This is a genomic window from Dokdonella sp. (assembly GCF_035703485.1).
In the GTDB taxonomy this organism is placed as follows: domain Bacteria; phylum Pseudomonadota; class Gammaproteobacteria; order Xanthomonadales; family Rhodanobacteraceae; genus Dokdonella.
In genome coordinates this window covers 1-19500 of sequence record NZ_DASSYD010000071.1, presented here as the reverse complement: position 1 = coordinate 19500, position 19500 = coordinate 1, and the positions used below count along the sequence as shown (strand labels likewise).

The 19500-nt window shown below is 60.0% G+C and carries 14 protein-coding genes; 4 read left to right on the top strand and 10 right to left on the bottom strand.

Annotated features, from left to right (window positions below; translation table 11 throughout):
* The first annotated feature begins 39 nt into the window (after positions 1-39).
* The 3 genes from VFN25_RS05405 to VFN25_RS05395 are packed head-to-tail and all read left to right on the top strand — an operon-like array spanning position 40 to position 3519.
* Positions 40-1899 carry a GldG family protein gene (locus VFN25_RS05405; protein WP_325139620.1) on the top strand — a complete coding sequence of 620 codons (1860 nt, stop codon included), beginning with the start codon at positions 40-42 and terminating at the stop codon, positions 1897-1899.
* Between the two features lie 16 nt (positions 1900-1915).
* Complete coding sequence (locus tag VFN25_RS05400) at positions 1916-3109, top strand: DUF4340 domain-containing protein (protein ID WP_325139618.1); 1194 nt, start codon at positions 1916-1918, stop codon at positions 3107-3109.
* A gap of 17 nt (positions 3110-3126) precedes the next feature.
* Complete coding sequence (locus VFN25_RS05395) at positions 3127-3519, top strand: DUF423 domain-containing protein (RefSeq protein ID WP_325139616.1); 393 nt, start codon at positions 3127-3129, stop codon at positions 3517-3519.
* A gap of 59 nt (positions 3520-3578) precedes the next feature.
* Here the strand turns inward: VFN25_RS05395 and VFN25_RS05390 are convergent, their stop codons facing one another.
* Entirely contained in the window at positions 3579-5096 is a 1518-nt protein-coding gene (locus tag VFN25_RS05390; protein ID WP_325139614.1) for an aminotransferase class V-fold PLP-dependent enzyme, read from the bottom strand.
* Between the two features lie 241 nt (positions 5097-5337).
* On the opposite strand from VFN25_RS05390, the gene VFN25_RS05385 reads away from it, so the two are divergent.
* Complete coding sequence (locus tag VFN25_RS05385; RefSeq protein ID WP_325139612.1) at positions 5338-8181, top strand: penicillin acylase family protein; 2844 nt, start codon at positions 5338-5340, stop codon at positions 8179-8181.
* A 72-nt stretch (positions 8182-8253) separates the two neighbouring features.
* Here the strand turns inward: VFN25_RS05385 and VFN25_RS05380 are convergent, their stop codons facing one another.
* From VFN25_RS05380 to VFN25_RS05340, 9 genes are all read right to left on the bottom strand, one after another.
* Positions 8254-9324, bottom strand: a complete 1071-nt coding sequence (locus tag VFN25_RS05380; RefSeq protein WP_325139610.1) for a M35 family metallo-endopeptidase — start codon at positions 9322-9324, stop codon at positions 8254-8256.
* Between the two features lie 477 nt (positions 9325-9801).
* Complete coding sequence (locus tag VFN25_RS05375) at positions 9802-13098, bottom strand: S41 family peptidase (RefSeq protein ID WP_325139608.1); 3297 nt, start codon at positions 13096-13098, stop codon at positions 9802-9804.
* Positions 13099-13246: 148 nt separating this feature from the next.
* The gene (locus VFN25_RS05370) at positions 13247-13807 is read right to left on the bottom strand and encodes a M15 family metallopeptidase (RefSeq protein WP_325139606.1); all 561 of its coding nucleotides are present in this window, start codon (positions 13805-13807) and stop codon (positions 13247-13249) included.
* Positions 13808-13922: 115 nt separating this feature from the next.
* The gene (locus VFN25_RS05365; protein ID WP_325139604.1) at positions 13923-15287 is read right to left on the bottom strand and encodes an alpha/beta hydrolase; all 1365 of its coding nucleotides are present in this window, start codon (positions 15285-15287) and stop codon (positions 13923-13925) included.
* Positions 15287-15472, bottom strand: a complete 186-nt coding sequence (locus tag VFN25_RS05360) for a DUF4177 domain-containing protein (RefSeq protein ID WP_325139602.1) — start codon at positions 15470-15472, stop codon at positions 15287-15289. Before VFN25_RS05360 ends, VFN25_RS05365 begins: the two co-directional genes overlap by 1 nt.
* Positions 15473-15490: 18 nt before the next feature.
* Positions 15491-15685: an Arc family DNA binding domain-containing protein gene (locus VFN25_RS05355; protein WP_325139600.1), complete on the bottom strand. Its 195-nt coding sequence runs from the start codon at positions 15683-15685 to the stop codon at positions 15491-15493.
* Between the two features lie 23 nt (positions 15686-15708).
* A complete protein-coding gene (locus VFN25_RS05350) occupies positions 15709-16593 on the bottom strand; it encodes an SPFH domain-containing protein (protein WP_325139599.1) in 885 nt (294 codons plus the stop codon).
* Positions 16594-16964: 371 nt separating this feature from the next.
* Positions 16965-17900: a hypothetical protein gene (locus tag VFN25_RS05345; protein WP_325139597.1), complete on the bottom strand. Its 936-nt coding sequence runs from the start codon at positions 17898-17900 to the stop codon at positions 16965-16967.
* Positions 17897-19336, bottom strand: coding sequence for a transglutaminase-like domain-containing protein (locus VFN25_RS05340; protein ID WP_325139595.1), 1440 nt, complete (start codon positions 19334-19336; stop codon positions 17897-17899). The genes VFN25_RS05345 and VFN25_RS05340 overlap by 4 nt, the downstream gene beginning before the upstream one ends.
* Positions 19337-19500 lie beyond the last annotated feature (164 nt).

Genomic DNA, 19500 nt, shown 5'->3' with positions numbered 1-19500 from the left:
GTGATCGATCTGAAAAAAGCCGACTGAGGAAGCCCAACCATGACATCCAATCGCAAGACTCTCTCCGGCGGCGCCCTGGTCATCCTGATCATCCTGTTCGTCGCCTTGATGCTGGTGGTTAACGTGTTGTTTCGTGGCGCGCGCGTTGACCTTACCGAAAACAATCTCTACACCTTGTCCGATGGCACCGAGCAGATTCTTTCCAAGATCGATGAGCCGATCAATCTGTATTTTTTCTACTCCGACAAGGGCACGCAAAACCTGCCGCAATTGCGTACCTATGCAACCCGCGTGCGTGAGATGCTCGAGGAAATGGCCGCGCGTTCGAACGGCGAAATCCATCTTGAAGTGATCGATCCGCTGCCGTTCTCGGAAGATGAGGATCGCGCAACCACGTATGGCTTGCAGGCGGTCCCGGTCAATACCGGTGGTGACAAGATCTTCCTCGGCCTGGCCGGCACCAACTCGACCAGTGGCCAGGCGGTGATCCCGTTCTTCCAGCCGGACAAGGAAGCCTTCCTCGAATACGACGTGGCCAAGCTGATCCATGATCTGGCCACGCCGAAAAAGCCGGTTGTTGCCATGGTGTCGAGTCTGCCGATGGGTGTCGGCTTCGATCCGCAAACGCGGCAGATGCGCGATCCCTGGGCGATCCAGCAACAGCTTTCGCAATCGTTTGATGTGCGCGAATTGAATGCCGGTGGGATCAAGTCGATCGATTCCGATGTCAGCGTGCTGGTTCTGGTCCATCCGAAGGATCTCTCCGACGAGGCGCAGTATGCGATCGATCAATTTGTCCTGCGTGGCGGGCACCTGCTGGTGTTTGTCGATCCCGATGCCGAGCTCGATACCAGCGGTGCCGACCCGCAGGATCCGCAGGCGGCGATGTTTGCCGATCATTCCTCGGACCTGCCCAAATTGTTCAAGGCCTGGGGCATCGAATACGACCCGAAGACCATCGTCCTTGATCGTGCGCGTGCGGTCACGGTCAGCCTGGGTCAGGGACGGGCTCCGGCACCTCATCCGGGCATCATTGGCCTGACTGCGGCCGACCTCAATCATGATGATGTGGTCACCGCCAATCTGGATACGGTCAACGTTTCGAGCGCCGGTTACTTCGATCTGGCCAAGGATGCGACGACCAAACTGGTGCCGCTGATGCAGAGTTCGGGCGACGCCATGACCACGCCGGCCAGTCGATTGAAAATGCTGCCTGATCCAAGCGCCTTGCTCAATGATTTCAAGCCCACGGGTGATCGCTACGTGATTGCCGGGCGCGTCGAAGGCAAATTCAAGACTGCCTTCCCGGATCGCAAGGACGCCGGACACCTGGCCGAATCGAAGGAGGATGGCCAGATCGTGCTGGTCGCCGATACCGATATTCTCGGTGATCGCCTGTGGGTGCAGGTGCAGAACTTCCTGGGTCAGAAGCTCATGAACGCATTCGCCAACAACGGTGATTTCGTCCTCAACACGATCGACAATCTGACCGGCTCCTCGGCCTTGATCTCGATCCGCGGTCGGGCCACCTCGCAACGCCCGTTTACCACGGTCGAGGCGCTCAAGCGCAGCGCCGATGATCGCTTCCGCGCCAAGGAGCAGGAGCTGCAAAGCGAGCTCAAGGAAACCGAGCAGAAGCTGGCTCAGCTGCAAAGCGCCAAATCCACCGATCAGGCCATGATCCTGTCGCCGGAGCAGAAGTCCGAGCTCGACAATTTCGTCAAGCGCAAGGCCGAGATCCGCAAGGAATTGCGCGATGTACGCCGTTCCCTCGATGCCGAGATCGAATCGCTGGGCGCTCGCCTCAAATTCCTCAACATCGTGCTCGTGCCGCTGCTGGTGACCCTGATTGCGATCGGGTTTGCCTTCTGGCGGGTGCGTCGACGCAAGTCGTCTTGAGCCAGGAGACTAGAACATGGTGAATCAGAAAGCATTGATCGGACTCGGTGTCGCCACCGTGGTCATCATCGCCGTCGCCTTCGCGGTCCAGCACTCACGCAAGCCGGTCCGTGACTTCAGTGAACAAGCCGGCCCGCTGGTTGCCGATCTCGGCGATCACATCAATGATGTCAGCCGTCTCGTCGTGACCTCGGCGAACAAGAAGATCGATGTCACCCTGGACAACAAGGATGGCAAATGGGTTGTCGCGGAGAAGGGCGGCTATCCGGCTGATCTCGGCAAGCTGCGCGAGTACCTGCTCAAGGTCGCCGACGCCAGGTTGATCGAGAAAAAGACCGCCAAGCCCGACCGCTACAGCGATCTCGGCGTCTCCGACATCAGCGACCCCAAGGCCAAGGGCATTGCCGTGGATATCGGTGGGTTGAAGGAGCCGGTCAGTTTCATCACCGGCATCTTCAACGCCCAGAGTGGCGGCACGTTTGTCCGCCGCAGCCACGAGGCGCAAAGCTGGCTGGCTTCGGGCAATCTGATTCCGGACAAGAGCCCGGCCAACTGGTTGCGCAAGGAACTGGCCAACATCCCCTCGGACCGAATCGCTTCGGTAACGATCACGCACGCGGATGGAAAGGTGTTGCGCGTATTCAAGGACAAGGCCTCGGACCCGCACTACACGATCGCCGACCTTCCCAAGGGCCGCGAGCCGAGTTCGGATTTTGCCGCCAATGGCCTGGCTTCAGTGCTCTCCGAATTGAAGATCGACGATGTTGCGTCGAGCAAGGATGTGCCGGTGCCGGACAAGGTGACCGAGATCCGCTATGCGACCTTCGATGGCGTCATCGTTGATGCCAAAGCTTGGCAGGTTGGCGACAAGCACTACGTCGCCATGAGTGCGTCGCAAGACAACGAGCTTGCACAAAAGCACGTCGATGCCGAACTGGCCAAGGAGGCCGGCGAAGCAGACAAGGCCAAGCCGGAAGCGGAGAAGGAAGACAGCGCCAAACCTGCGGACAAGGACGATGCCAAGCCTGCCCTCGACCCGGCCAGGGATCGCCAACAGCGCCTGGCTGCGATCACGGCGGAAGTCGAAAAGCTCAACACGGCGTTCAAGGGCTGGAGCTTCGTCCTGCCGGGTTACAAGGTCGGTGATATCAACAAGACCATGGATGACTTGCTCAAGCCGCTGGAAACCAAGTCGAAATCCGCTAAATAGGGATCCACTGCCGCGCAATGAATGAAATCAGCCCGCTTCGCCGTCGCGCCGGGATCGCGGCATCCCTGTTCGCCGGGTCCGCCGTCCTCGCCGGCGCCTTCGGTGCCCACGCCTTGCGCGATCGTCTCGGCGCGGAATCGATGGCGATCTGGCATACCGCCGTCGACTACCAGTTCTGGCATGCGCTGGCCTTGCTCGGGATCGCCTGTCTGGCGCAATCCTCGAACAGGGGCTTGCGCCCGGCGCTGTGGGCATTCGTTGCAGGCGTCCTGATTTTCAGTGGCAGCTTGTATGCGCTCGCGCTCGGTGCACCGCGCTGGATCGGCATGCTGACGCCGTTCGGCGGCCTCGCTTTCATCATCGGCTGGTGCTGCCTGCTGATCGCCTTCGCCAAAGCGCGGTCAGACTGACGAGAGCGGTGAATCAAAGTGTCGCCGGCGATTTCACGCCGCCAACACTTCGATGGCGCTCAGGCTCTTGCGTGCAACTTCGGCGTGGCCTCGGCCACGGCCGGACCCAGCTCGAACCATTGCTTGACCCGGGCCAGCGCAGCGCCGTCTTCGCCGGTGCTGCGGGTGAACTCGTTGGTGATCGGCGAGTACGTGTAATCGTTGATCCATTCAGCGGCATTGCTGACGATCTCGGCAACGCCCTGGATGGTGCGGTCGATGTCCGCCTGGGTCGTGCTCGGATGGAATGAGATGCGAACCCAGCCCGGCTTTTCCGAAAGGTCGCCGTGATCAATGCGGTCAGTGATCGAGCGCGACCGGGTGGGGTCGACGTGGAGCAGGAAGTGCCCGTAGGTACCCGCGCAGGAACAACCGCCGCGCGCCTGCACGCCGAATCGATCGTTCAGCAGTTGCACGACGAGGTTGTAGTGGATGCCCTCGATGTAGAAGGAAAACATGGCGAGACGATGACGCAGTTCGGGTGCCAGTAGATGCACGCCCGGGATCGCTCCCAAGGCATCGATCACGTAAGGCACGATCGCCTGTTCGCGCTCAAGCATCTGCTCCACACCCATCTGCTCTTTCAGGCGCACGGCCAGAGCCGCCTTGATGGTTTGCAGAAAACCTGGCGTGCCGGCATCTTCGCGCGCCTCGATATCCTCCAGATACGAATACTCGCCCCATGGATTGGTCCAGTTCACGGTGCCGCCACCGCTGTCGTCGGGTACCGTATTTTGATAGAGCTGGCGATTGAAGATGAGCACGCCCGAGGCGCCCGGGCCGCCGAGGAACTTGTGTGGTGACCACATTACCGCGTCGAGTCTTTCCAGCGGATCTGCCGGATGCATGTCGATAGCGACGTAGGGCGCCGAAGCGGCGAAATCGATGAAGGCAACACCGCCGGCACGATGCATCAACCTGGCCATTGCGTGGTAGGGCGTGAGCACGCCGGTGACGTTCGAGCAGGCGCTGAACGATCCGATCTTGATCGTGCGCTCGCGGTACTCATGCAGCAGCGTCTCGAGTGCATCGAGATCGATCATGCCGGCGGCATCCGGCGGCACGACCACCACATCGGCGATCGTCTCGCACCACGAGGTCTGGTTGGAATGGTGCTCCATGTGGGTGATGAACACGACCGGACGCTCCAGCTCCGGAATGTCGACAAAGCGGCGCAGGCCTTGCGGCGCCTTGAGGCCGAGAATGCGCTGGAACTTGTTGATCACCCCCGTCATGCCGGTGCCGGTGGAGAGGATCAGGTCATCCGGGCCGGCGTTGACATGTGCCTTGAGGATCCGATGAGCCTCGTGATAGGCGAGAGTCATCGCGCGGCCGGTCTCGCTGCTTTCAGAATGCGTATTGCCGACAAACGGGCCGAAGCGCTCAAGCATGGCCTGCTCGATCGGTCGATAGAGTCGACCGCTGGCGGTCCAGTCCGCATAGACGATGCGCTGCTCTCCCCAGGGCGAGGCGAACGTCTGTTCGTGGCCCACCGTGTTTTTGCGAAATGGGGCGAAGTGCTGCTCGAGTGCGTGCATGAACGATCCTGGAGGAACAACGGCAGATCCACATTTTAGCCCAGTCCATGTTGACCGCAGCGGGCGTTGGCGGGCTTGCGCGCGGCGCATTGTCGCTGACCGCTTTGCGGGCGATGCAGCGCACAACGCGTTTTCGCTGGAGTAGGGGCATAATCAATCAAACAAGCGTTCGAACCATCCACCAACAAAGGGGATTGACATGTCGCTACCTACACGGCGGAAATTTAGAAACGGATATTCCTTGCTGATAGCCAGTATCGCACTCGCATTGGCGCTGCCAGCGGCCGCGCAATCAATGGTCGCGCCGGGCATGTCGGCACCTGGGCGAATCAGCTGGGATGCCGAGGGCGTTCCCACGATCGATGCCGCCAACGACAATGACGCGGCCTTTCTGCAGGGCTACGCCCATGCCAAGGATCGTTTCTTCCAGATGGATCTGACCCGACGTTCGGTCAGCGGATCGCTGGCCGAGCTGGTCGGTATTTCGCAACTGGCTCCGGATGTTCAGGCGCGTACTCTCGGCCTGCGTCGCGGTGCGGTGCAGACCTGGGCCAAGATGTCTGATGATTCGCGTGGCTGGTTGCGTGCCTATGCCGATGGCGTGAACTACTGGTTGGCGAAGAATCCGTTGCCGCCGGAATACGCTGCCTTGCAACTGACCCATGCCGATCCGTGGACTCCGGTCGATTCGTTGTGCGTCGGCAAGGGCCTGGCATTCCAGCTGTCGTTCGACCTCGATATCAATCCGACCATCAACCTCGGCGCCTATCAGCAAGCGGGCCGGGCCGGCGGATTTGACGGCAGCGTTCTGTATTTCGGCGATACCCATCGCATTGCACCCGCTGATAATCGGGTAACCGTGCCCGGCTTCGTCCCTGGCAGTGCAAACGGAACGACAGCAGCATCCGCGCCGGCGCCGAAGCTGGCCAGTGCCAAGGATGCACCGGAAACCGGAACGATCAGCGCGCAAACCGTCGAGATGGCTCGCGCCTTTCGTGAGAAGTTGCAGGATTCGCCTTTGCTCAGTCGTGCCCTGGAGGGCAGCGAGAGCCCGATCGGCAGTAACGAATGGGTGATCGCGGGAACGCATACCGCATCGGGCAAGGCAATCCTGTCGAATGATCCGCATCTGGGACTCAATCTGCCGTCGGTGTTCATGGAGCAGCACGTGCTCTCGCGCGACAGTCGCTATCCGACCTCAATGGACGTGACCGGCGTGACCGTGCCAGGAACACCTGGCGTGATCCAGGGCTGCAACCAGCGCGTGTGCTGGGGCACAACGACCAACTCGCTCGATGTCACCGATGTGTTCCAGGAGCAACTCGTGCTCAACAGCTACGGCTTGCCGTACGCGATCGTGCATGACGGTCAAGTCGAAAATCTGCAATGGGTGTTTCAGAATTTCTACGTCAACCAAATGAATGGCACACCTGATTCGGTCACCAAAGACAACAGCATCGGCTACACCAACGGCGGCGTCAGCATCCTCGTGCCACGTCGAAACAATGGCGCTCTGGTCAGCATCACCGGCAACAGCGGTTTGTCGGTCGCCTACACCGGATGGGGTGCAACCTTCGAAATCGAATCGTTCCGCCGCATCAATCGGGCCAGCAACGTGGCCGAGTTCCGCGATGCGTTGAGCTATTTCGATTTCGGTTCGCAGAACTTCGCCTACGCCGATGTCGATGGCAATATCGCCTACTTCACCAGCGCTGAAGCGCCCGTGCGTACCGATTTGCAGACCGAAAACGCACCCGGTGGCGGTATCCCGCCGTACGTCATTCGCGATGGCAGCGGCGCCCTCAAGCATGATTGGATGCCGGTGCAGAATCCGCAACCGAATCAGGCAGTGCCTTACGAGATCCTGCCAGCCAGCGAAATGCCCTTCGTGATCAATCCGGCCAGTGGCTACTTTGCCAATGCCAACAATGATCCGATTGGTTTCTCACTCGACAACAATCCGCTCAACCAGCTGCGTCCGGGCGGCGGCATCTATTACCTCGATGTCGGCGGCTCTTCGGCCTATCGCATGGGTCGAATCGATCGCAAGATCCAGGCCATGATCGCTGCTGGCGGCAATATCACCAGCAATGACATGAAGGCGCTGCAGGCGAACAACCAGTTGATGGATGCCGAGTTGGTGCTGCCCTATCTGCTCAATGCATACAGCAATGCCAAGGCTGCAGGCGCATGGTCGCAATTGGCAACGCTGGCCAATGATCCGCGGATCGTTGAAGCCATCGGTCGCCTCAAGCTTTGGGACTATTCGACACCTACCGGTATCACCGCCGGCTATGACGCGGGCGATAATCCTGCTGCCTTGTCTGCACCGTCGCAGGCGCAGGTTGACGCCAGCATCTCAGCATCAATCTATGCCGCCTGGCGCAGTACGTCGATCCGCAACACCATCGATGCAACTCTGACCAGTGTCGGACTCGGTAGCTACAAGCCGGGCAGTCGTGATGCCCAGGCGGGGTTCAAGTTCATGCTCGACAACTATGCGGCATTGGGCGGCAAGGGTGCTTCCGGCCTGACCTTCTTTGCTGCCGCCGGTGCACCCGACGCGAATTCCGCGCGTGACTTCGTGTTGCTCAAGTCACTCGTGGATGGTCTCGACATGCTTGCCGGTGAAGGCTTCTCCGCTGCGTATGCAGGGTCGACCAATCAGGACGACTATCGTTGGGGCAAGCTGCATCGCATTGTCTTCGATCACCCGCTCGGCGCACCATTCAACATTCCTGGTCCGAACGGTTATGGCTTTGGCGATCTTTCAGCTGACCTGCCGGGCCTGGCCCGACAGGGTGGTTTCGAAACCGTCGATGCCGCCAGTCACGATGCTCGCGGAAACAGCGTCAACGGCTTCATGTTCGGCAGTGGCCCGGCACGCCGTTTTGTCGGCGAGATGTTCCCGACCATCAGCGCATCCGAGATCATCCCCGGTGGCCAGAGCGGCGTGCTTGGAAGCCCGCTGTATGTGAGCCAGCTCGGACGCTGGCTGACCAACCAGTACCATCCGCTACCGATACCGGCCGCGGCGGCACTGCAGCAGCCGGGATCCACTGTTGTCAGCTTCGTTCCGCTCTGATCCATCGCAACTGAAACAAGAAAAAGCCCCCGCATGCGGGGGCTTTTTTTCACTCCAATACATCGAGCCAGGTCAGTTGCGGGCCGGGTTGTTCTCGGTGAAGTACTCGTGATTGTCCGCGTTGGTTATCGCCTTGGCGGGATTGCTGACGGCGAGGTTGTGCGCGTTGGTTTGACCATAGCCATAGTCCCCGGTGCGGGCGACTACATTGAAGTGGCTGGTTTCGTGGACAAGCGTGCCAGCACGTGAGTCGGTGCCGGTGTTTGGTGCTAACCAGAATGCGCCGCACAGATAAACCTTGTACGGCTGGGTCGGATAGACATAGGCATAGGTTCCGCTGTCGCTGCACGAGCAATTGAAGGTGTAGGCCCTGGATGAGAGAGCGGTATAGATATTGTTGAAATGCGTGCGCACCGTCGAATAGCGTGAACTGTTGTAGCTGCCGAACCACCACGTATAGCGACTTCCCGTGTATCCGGCATTCAGATAGTTCCGTGAGTTGCTTGCGTAAGTGATTGACGAATTGCGTGCCGTCACCAGTTGCGACTTCCGTGTGGTGCTGCAACTGACATAGCTGTTGCTCCCTGCAAGCAACCCGACTTGCGAGCGGAAACTGTCCTCGTCGTCGAACACGTCAGGGCTCGAGTCGGCATAGACCTGGGTCGATCCTCGGCGCATATCGAAGGCTTCGACGCCAGCCCGTGCCCCGCCCCGGTCGGCGGCCATGACCTCCTTGATGACTTCGCGCGCTTCACGGGCATAGCGAACTTCGTACTGCCCGCCCTTGCGCATGTCGTACCAGGCGCTCAGGTCGACCTTGGCGTCGAGACTCTCGCCAGGCTTCAGCTCGACAAAATCCTCAGGCCTGGGTGCAACGCGCTTGTACAGCGGTCCGACATAGGTGACCGATTCGCCATTCTGGCTCACGTCGAACAAATCATTGGTGATTCCATCGATTGGTGTCTGCCAGCGCAGTACGTGGACGGTGGAACCGGTCTGGTTGATCAAGCTGTATTCAATGGTGCCATCGCCGGCATTCTCCGCCGACGCTGAAAGCGTAATTTCAAGACCAGCGGAATAGACCGCCGAAGAACCCAATATTCCCACGGCAAGCACGACAAAACCCGCAAAGAGCTTATGCATGTCAAACCTCGAAGTTGAGTAGTCGTTTCCTCCCCAGGAAACGAGCGCCACGGACGTGACGCCGCGTGAGCGTATGCCTGTCTACAGCTCTATACAAGTGCCGCCGAAGCGATTGTCGATACCCTGCTCAAGCGCGCCGTCGCCCCGCTGATCGGCTAGCTCAGGGCAGGTTCGGCTTCGCCGGGAAAGGGGGTAGCGCCTCTGTCTGGATTGGCTTTTTACGCCGCTTTGAGGCGCGGCATCCCTGCCGGGTTTTCACTCGCCTGCCATCGCTCCGTCGCCTCTGCGGTTTTCAACAGCCGAACGGCTGGTCAGGCAGGGGGCCAGTGACTTTGCTCTTGATCATTACGCAGCTACGTTTCGCGGTATCCCAGCCTTTTTCCCTCGTCTCCCACTCCCTCGTCGCCCCTGCGAAGGCAGGGGTCCAGTGACCCTGCCTGGTTTGATCACAACGCAGCGAAGCGGCGTACCAACCAATCAGCGCATGTCAGCCGGTGCCTTGATCGGGTCGGCCGGTTTCGGCGGCAAGGCGACCGGATCAGCGGTGATCTGCTTCTTGATTTCGGCGACAGCGCGGTCGAGCTGTGGGTCGCGGCCGGCAAGGACGGATGCGACATCGTTGTCGACGACGATGTCGGGATCGACGCCGTGACCTTCGATGACCCATTGGCCCTCGGTGTTGGCGGTAGCGAACTGCGGTACGTTGACCGAGCCTCCATCGATCAACGGGCCCCAGTCACTGATGCCGACCACGCCGCCCCAGGTGCGCGTCCCGATCAGCGGCCCAAGCTTCGCCTGCTTGAACATGTAGGAAAAAATGTCGCCATCGGAAGCCGTCGTGCCATTGCACAACGCGGCGAGATGGCCGGTGAAGGTTTGCTGCGGATAGGTGCCGGTGAGTTCAGCGCCGCGTCCGTAATCCAGTCCGAGCAATTTCCGCGACAGCCGTTCGATGATCATCGACGAAACATTGCCGCCGCCGTTGTCGCGCACATCGATGACCAGGCCCTGTTTGCGCAACTGCGGGTAGTACCACTTGATGAATTCGCGGATGCCATCGCCGCCCATGTCGGGAATGTGCAGATAGCCAATCGTGCCGCCACTGGCCTTGGCAACGTATTCGCGATTGCTGGCAGTCCAGGCGTAGTAGTTGAGCGCGGCCTCGCTGTCGATGGGGTCGACCAGGACCGTGCGCGCACCCTCCGTGCTCGCGCGAGAGTTGACCGTCAACTGGACGAGCTGGCCTTTCGCCGTGCGTAGCAGACGATACGGATTGTCGTTGCCGCTCAGGTTTTGACCATTGATCGCGAGCACATAGTCGCCCTGCTTCACATCAATGCCGACTTCGGTCAATGGCGAGCGGTAGCGCTCCTCGTCGTTTTCGCCTTCGAGAATCTTGCCAATGCGATAGCGATTGGCGGCGGCATCGAGCTCGAAGCGGGCGCCGAGCAGGGCGACATGCGGGCGCTCGGGCAGGTCGAGATCTCCACCACTGACATAGGCATGCGAGCTCGACAATTCGGCGACCATCTGACCAAGCAGATAGTTGAGATCGCTGCGATCGCCGACATCGGTGAGCAATGGCTCGTACTTGGCGCGAATCGCGTTCCAGTCATAGCCGTGCATGTTCTGCACGTAGTAGTGATCGCGGTAGCGGCGCCAGACTTCGCGGAAGATCTCGGCGTATTCGGCTTTCGGGTCGACCTGGGCGAACAGTCCGTCGAGAGTGACATCTTTCGGCTCGGGTTTGGAATCGCCGAGAGCGATGCGCTTGTAGCTGCCTGCGCTCTTCACCAGGACCACCGAGCCGTCGCTCGACACGTCGAGGTTCTCGAGTCCTTCAAAGATGTCGCTGGCCTTGCGATCCTCGAACGACCAGGCTTTGAGGATCGGCTTGGTCGCACTCTCGCGTCCGTAGTAGTAGGCGTCGCTGACCACGTAGAGCAGGGCCTTGTCGGTGATTCCGATCCACTGCATGTTGTCCGGCTCGATTGGTACGCGCACAAGACGTTCGGCGAGACCATTGAAGTCGATGTTGTCGTTGACCTTCTTCTTTTCGGATTTGCCGGCCTTGTCGTCCGAATCCTTCTTGTCTTCCTTGCTGTCATCCTTGCTCGCACTGTCGTTGCGCGGCGCAAACGGGTTCTCGACATCGGGTCGCAGGGTCAGGGCGAATATTCCTGCACTGCGATTGCTGGCGTAATTCCATTCGATGCCGGAGAGCTGGGGCGCCCATTCACGGTCGCCGATGAAGTAGAGGATTTTTCCATCCGGTGAGAATGCCGGGTTGTAGGCGTTGAAACGGGCGTCGCCGACCGGATGGTTGGCCTTGGCACTGACATCGTAGATATGCAGCCAGGGAAGCTGGGTTTGCTTGTCGGTCAGCGAATAGGCGAGATAGCGCCCGCTTGGCGACCACGCATAGTCGTGCCGCGAGAAGGAAGGATCATCGGCGACGAGCACGCTGGCTCCGCCGCTTGCGGCAATCAGGTGCAAGCGACTTTCGTTGTCGACAAAGGCGATCCGCGAGCCGTCCGGAGACCAGCGCGGCGCATACAGTCGGCCAAGCTTTTCCTTGCTCAGTTGACGCGCATTGCCGCCATCGGTATCACGTACCCAGATTGCTTCTTCGCCACTCTCGTCGGATACATAGGCGATTCGCTTGCCATCGGACGACCACGACACTTCGCGCTCGTGCGCGCCGGGCGTATGGGTCAGATCGAGTGTAATGCCATGCTCCATCGGGACATTGAAAACCTCGCCGCGGGCAACGAAGGCGGCACGCTTGCCGTTCGGGCTCACCGCGAAGTCCTCGATATTCTTGCGCACGCTGCGGGTACCGGCACGTCGAGGCACGAGGTCGCTCGGCACGCTGATGGTCAGTGCCGTGTCCTTGTTCGTCGTGGTGTCATAGTGGTGCAGCGAGCCGTCGACTTCGAAGACGATCTGATTCTTGCCATCGCCGTTGGCCCAGCGCGCATCCTTGCCCTTGTAGTGGGTCAGTTGCCGGATCGCGGCGCTGGCCGTGTCGTAGCGGTAGAGATTCAGATGTTCGCCGCGATCGGAGAGAAAGTAGATCGCGTCACTGAGCCACATCGGATCGCGATCGGTATTCGGATCGCTGGTGATGTTTTTCGCGGTTTTGGTTGCGATGTCGTAGATGTAGAGATCCTGCGCCCAGCCGCCGACGTAGCGGTTCCAGGTGCGGTAGTCGCGAAACTTCGGGGAATAGATGATCTGTTTGCCATTCGGTGAATACTCGCCGCTACCTGCGGTCGGCATTGGCAACTCGCTTGGCAAGCCACCGGCAACGGGCACGCTGAAGAGTTGCGGATTGGAAATTCCGACCGCCTGGCGTGTCGAACGAAAAATCACCGTATCGCCACTCGGACTCCAGCCATAGACCTGGCTGTCGATACCCCAGCGTTGCGGCAACGGGCCGGGTGTCGGATACCAGGTCAGCTGACGTGGCTCACCGCCGCTCGCTGGCATCACGAAGACCTGATCATCGCCGCTGTACTGGCCGGTGAAGGCGATCTGGCTGCAGTCCGGTGAGAAGTGGGCGGCTTGTTCGACGCCGGGACCGGCGGTCAGCCGAATCGCCGTACCACCGCTGGTGCCGACCGACCATAGGTCGCCGGCATAGGTGAAGACAATTCGATCAGCACAGACATCGGGAAAGCGCAGCAATCGCGTTGCTGCGTCCGCTGACGATGGCAGCATCGATGCCGCGACGAGAACAGAAAAGATCGACAACAGTATTCGATCACGCATGGTGATGACTCCAATTCGTTCGATGCAGTCAGAATTGATAAACCAGTCTGATCTTGGATGCCAGCGCCACAAGTCACGTTGGCTGAAGCGCGCTATCGATCAGGCATGGATCATGAGATGCCGATGGGCGGATCGACGTTGCCCCGGATCACCGCCGCCAGCACCAGTGCCACGGCTCATAGGCAATGCCATGTCGATTGCCACGCGGGTAGGAGAGCGAGAATCCGAATCGCTGCGCCTCGCGCTGCAGCCAGGCGAACGCCGGTGACAGCTCGAACTCTTCCTCAAGCGCGACGTAGCCCGGTGTGGTGATATCGACAACGCGGCCTGAGTGATGCTCGCTGTAACCGGGGGCGGCACTGACCCGGAGAATGTCTTCGATGGACTGACCGCGCGCGAGTTTGCGTTCAACAATCAGCAACTGGTAAGACGCCGATCGGTAGGCCGACACAATCTGCAAGACGACGTCATCATTCGCCGCCGCGTCGTGCATTCGCTGCCAGGCTCGCGCCGCGCGCGGTGCCAGCCACTGATGACGACCGTGGATATCCTCACCGATGCAGACCAGCTTGCGGGGCTCACGAACCACGCGCAGATGGTGGAGGCGCCCGTAATCACGTGGGATGCCGATGGCTTGCGCAGCGGCGATCACTTGCATTCGCTGCGTGGTATCGCAGCGGGCCGGGGGCAGCGGTGTTTGCTCCTTCATGAGCCAAGCTTATTGATTGCGGCTGTGAAATGTAACAACCCAGTCATCGATCAAGCTCAACATCGAATTCCTCGAAGCATCGCGCCAACCTGCTTTCCCGCTAACCGCTAACCGCTCAAGACCGGTTGCGTGTGATCCAGGCGGCGATGTCATCAATCACCTTGCTATCGACATGTGCGGCCTTCTCGTAATCCTTGGGCCCGGGCGGGTCATTGCCGGGCATGAAGGCGTGGCCGAGCATCGGATACTCGATCAGCTCGAAGCGTGGATTGGTGGCGAATGCCTTGCGCCATTGCGAGAACTCATCGGCGACCGTGACCTGATAGTCGCGATCGCCCTGGAGCAGCAGGATCGGCTGCCGGATTGCGCGAGCCGTGTCGATCGGGTCATAGCGGTTGAGATCGCGCCAGTAGCTGGCTGGTAGTCCAAGCAGCAGCGGAGTCTTGTCGGAAGCGCTGCTATCAAGATGCTTGACTGCTTCGATTTGTGGTTCGATCTCCGCGACTGCCTTGTCGATTTCCGCGTCACCCTGACCCTGCAATCTGGCCAGATACCGGGTCTGGCGGATCACGATATCTTCCAGTTTGCTGGCCGGAGCGGCGAGCAGGATCAGTCCGGCGATGGCGCGATCACGCTGACCGATTCGTGGCGCCATCATCGCGCCGAGGCTGTGTCCGAGTACGAAGATCCGCTGCGGATCGATGTCCTTTTGCTCGCGCAGCAGGGCGACCGCCGCAAGCGCATCATTTACGGTTTCATCATCGACCGTGAAGTCGCCATGGGCGAACCTGTCGGGATGCGCCATCGTGCGCTTTTCGTAGCGCAGTACGGCAATGCCACGTTCGGCGAGTCCATTGGCGAGATCGAGAAATGGCTTGTTCGGCCCGATGGTTTCATCGCGATCATGTGGTCCCGAACCATGCACGAGGACGACTGCCGGATAGGGCGCCCCATTGTCCGGCAGGGTCAAGGTGGCGGGCAGGGCAATGCCGTCCTTGCTGATCGTCAGTTCCTTTTCTGCATGTGATGCGCTCTTGTCCGGGCTGGCCGCGGCTGGCGCGCCGGTGGCTGGGACAATCCAGAACCCGGAGATTGCATTGTCGTCATCGAAGACGATACGTGCATCCAGCGCCATCATGCCGAACTGCAGGCGCGAGCTGACCGCAGGGCTGCCATTGATCGTCTCCGCACGCGGATGACCGCGTGATTGACGTGGCCCAAGTTGGGCCGGGACGGCCTCCCAGGCTTGCTGCAATTTGCCGTCGGCAAGTCCTTTGCGCAGCGTTGGTGTGCCCATTGCCAAGGCCTCGCCGAACTTTCCCGCATCAAGCAGATCGAGAAACTTCGTGGCCAGGCGCTGCTTGGCCGGGTCAGGCGTTGCTGCTTGGGCCTGCGGCGATTGCAGCATCGTTCCGACACTCCAGGTGCCGATGCCAGCGAGCAGCAGCACGCCGAGAAGCACGGCCCATCCGCGTTTCATCAGCGCCTCTTCTTCTTGAGGAAAAGGACAATCGGCCGCATCGGACCGACGTTGAGGGTGCTGACCAGTTCCCAGCCTTTCATGCCTTCGCGGGTCAGCACTTCGTTGATCGTATCCACATCGAAATTGCCGACAAAGCTCGGTTTTATTTCGATTGTCTGATAGCTCCAGGTTTGCTCGCTCACGGTCATACTCCTGTTGAACTACTTGCTGGATTCGTCGTCCTTGATGGCGACGGGTTTGCCTGCGGGCTTGATGCGTCCGGCTTTGCGCAAGGCCTCGCGCATCACATACTCGAACTGCGCATTGAGTGAGCGCAAGTCATCATCGGCCCAGCGCTGCATGGCCTCAAGGACGGCAGCGTTGATGCGCAATGGATAAGCTTTTTTCTCGCTCACGATTGTTGTTGGGCCCTTTCGAGTCAGTACAAGCTGCCGGTGTTGACCACCGGCTGGGTGGCGCGGTCGCCGCAAAGCACCACGAGCAAATTGCTGACCATGGTCGCCTTGCGTTCGTTGTCGAGATCAACCACACCGCGCTGGCTCAATTGCTCAAGGGCGAGCTCGACCATGCCGACCGCACCTTCGACGATGCGCGTGCGTGCGGCGACGATGGCGCTGGCCTGTTGTCGCTGCAACATGGCCTGGGCGATTTCCTGGGCATAGGCGAGATGGCTGATGCGTGCTTCGACGACTTCGACGCCGGCCTTGGACAAGCGCTCCTGAATCTCGTCGCGCAGATGCGCATTGACCTTGCTGCCGTTGCCGCGCAGGGAAATCTGCTTCTCGTCATGCGAATCGTAGGAGTAGCTGGTCGCCATCTGGCGCAGTGCGGACTCGGCCTGGATATGCACGAAATTCGCATAGTCATCGACCATGAACGTCGCTTCGGCGGTGTCGACCACCTGCCAGACGACGATGGCGCCAATTTCAATCGGGTTGCCGTCGAGATCGTTGACCTTGAGCTTGCCCGATTCGAAATTGCGCACGCGCAATGACACGGCCTGGCGAGTGTAGAACGGGTTGGTCCAGCGCAGGCCCTGCATGCGCTCGGTTCCGGCGTAGTGGCCGAACAGCTGCATGACCCGGGCAACATTTGGCTGCACGGCGAACAGGCCCTTGAGCAAAAAAGCAATCACGGGAATCAGCACAAGTGCCGGAACAAGCTCGGCCGGGGCGGGCTTCAAGCCGAGCGAATTCGCGTGGCGCAAGATGCTGATGAACCATGCCAGATCGGCAATCAACGCGACGATCAGCACAACCAACACCGGAATACCGGGCAGGGAAACCGCTTTTCTTTCATTCATGATGGATCTCCAGAGTCTCTGCGCGGCTGATGCTGGCAGGCCGGAAGTTCCGGCGGACATTATGATATCAAAAGCATATCAGTCTGAGAAGAGCGGGAGTGGGGAGTGGGGAGTGGGGAGTAGGGAGTGGGGAGTGGGGAGTAGGAAAAGCAGTTCCGGGCAGGGCGAGAATGCTTTGGGAAAGGTCAGATAACGCATTGATAAATCGATGAAAGCAGCAATTCGCTCACCGCTCTCGGCCGGGCGTAGTAGCCCGTTCACGGGCGAGCGATCGGGTCATGCTACGGAAGTGCTTGCTCCTGACGTGGCTCCTGCAGGTTTTCGGAAGGCCGCTTTTGCTTCTGCCCCTCCCATTTCCCACTCCCTACTCCTCACTCCCCACTCCCGTCGTCTATCAATGGCTCCAACTTGAGCAGCGGTGCAGGTAGCCGCTCACCACTGACCATGATTGATTGGCCGTTGCGATCGAAGCCGATGGCTTCGGCCTGGGCCAGTGGGGGCAAGGAGATGCGTTTCGGTTTGCGGCTGAAGGCTTGTTTCCAGCTTTCGCCGGGTTTTCTATTGAACAGCCAGATGTCGCGGTAGGTCAGCAGGATGGCGCGCTTCCCCGCGGCGTCGATATCGAGGCCGGTGGGCGAGCCGCCGAATCTTGCCGAGGGATAGCGCGCCTTGCGCTCGTTGGCGTCGGGTTGTGGAATCGAGCTGAGTTCAAGCAGCTTCGTGGCGACCAGGGTGTTGGTATTTGTCGAAGCCGGTCCGAGTGGCAGCGTGTAGACCGCCAGCGGTGGGTGCTTGTTGATCAGCAGCACCTGGCGTTGTTGCACATCGACCGCCATCGCTTCGACATCGTGGGCACCGTCGGGATAGCGAAAGCGCAGTCGCCAGGCGGGCTTGATCGATTGCACGCCGGCTTTCGCGGAAAGCTCGGGCTCCTCGATCACAATCAACTCGTAATCCTTGCGCACGCCGGCGTTGTCGCCGATGTCGCCGATCAGCAACCACGGTTTGCCGGCATCGGAATGGCTGGCGATGTCTTCCCAATCGATCGCGCGAACCCCCTCGATACGCAGGCGGACGAGTTGCTTGCCCGACTCGTCGATGGCCTGCAGTTCAGCAGGTCGTGGTGAATCGTCATGCACCCAGTAACGATTTTCCGAAAGGCGTGAACTGGCAATGCCGCTGATTTCATCGAGACTGGCTTCGGTAATCAACGCGCTCAACTGAGCTGGCTTGAAAGGTGCGTCTTCGAACGAGTGCGCATGCGCACTGGTGAGGATCAGCAGCAATGGCCAGATCAGAAATTTCATTGCGCAGTCTGGGCACCCAGCGCTTCAACCTTCTTCAACTGGGTGCGGCCGAGCAGGTCGAGTCCCTGATAGAAACGCCAGGGATCCCCATCGCCACTGGAAAATGCGATGTGGCCGGCGTCGAAGCTGCCGAGTGCGGCGTCGAAACTCTGCCAGCGTCCATCCACCCAGGCTTGCATCCAGGCATGCGGTACAAAGACATCTTGAGATCCGGCAAAGCGTGGCGAATAGACAAGGCCATCGACGACCCGCGTGGGGATACCGATGGCGCGGCCCAGCGCCGCCAGCAGCACGGCATGTTCGGTGCAGTCGCCTTGTGGATCGCGGGCGACCTGCAGCGCCGAGGCATAGCCGACACTGAGGTTCTTGTCGGTGATGAACGTGGAGACAAAAGACTCGAGTGCGTGCATGCGATCGCTGTCGGTCTGAGCGTTGTTGCTGGCCTTGTTGGCCATCGCGACAATTTCTGGCGCGGTACTCTGCAGCCAGTCGTTTGGCTGGCTGTCTGCCGGCTCGGGCGGGTTGGCTACATCCTGAAATGCCTTGGCATGAACGGTGACGACAAGCGTGCCGTTGTCGCTCTCAACCTGTTGCTCGGAAGTCTGGGGAATATTCAGGGCGGCTCCCTGATCGGTGGCAATGATCGTGTAGCGGACGGTGCCGGCCAGCTCTCGCTGATCAAGTGCACGCGGCGATGGCATCAAGGTGCGATCAAAGATATTGGTGCTCTGATTCGGTGCCGTCGCGCAAGCCTTGTCGCAGGCGATCAGCGTCAGATCGACGCCGATCGCCGGCATCGTCAGCTTGTACACATCACGCTCACTGTCGACCCAGCTTGTATTGTGGATCGGCGTCCCGGAAAAAAGATAAACCTGTTCGATGCGATAGAGCGACTTGCGCCCATCCGGCAGGCTGACGACTTCGCGAGGGCCAATCGTGCTGGTGACTTCGATGGCATCCAGGCTCGAAGGCTGGAAGGCGAGCTCCTTGTGCACGCGCCCGGTTTTCAGTGGCACCTTGAGGCTGGCCAGACGCAAACCTTCAGCCAGCAGCGCACCCTCGGGCCATTTCGCATCGCGCTCCTGCCATTGCTTGCCATTGTGGATGCGCAAGTGCATCGCCCCATTGGCAACCTGGCCCTCGATACGGGATTCGGTGCCGCTGAGTTTCGACACCGAGGAAAAACCAAGGGGTTTGCCTTCGATCGTTTCGATACTGGTCTCATTGCTGCCAAGCGCGATGCTCGTACCGGCACGATCAAACTCGATGTTGAGGATTTGCCCGGTCGTGACCCGATTGTCACGAACCTGGCGCGTGCTGGTGAAGCTGCCGATCTTGCGACCATCCAGGAGCACGCTGAACCATTGCTCGCTGACAGGTTTGGCCTGCGCGAGCATGGGAACGAGCAATACGAGAAAAACGACAAGGCGGGACATCACAATTCCTGATGATGGGTTAAGGCAACGCTGATCAAGTGGCACATTCGTCACGACACCTGTCTGCGCGCAGTTCTTTGTTGCGCTGGCATGAAGCACAGCCAGTGCATCTGCGCCAGCACGCCGCGATCTGCACGCTGACAGGTGTCGCCTAACCGATTGTT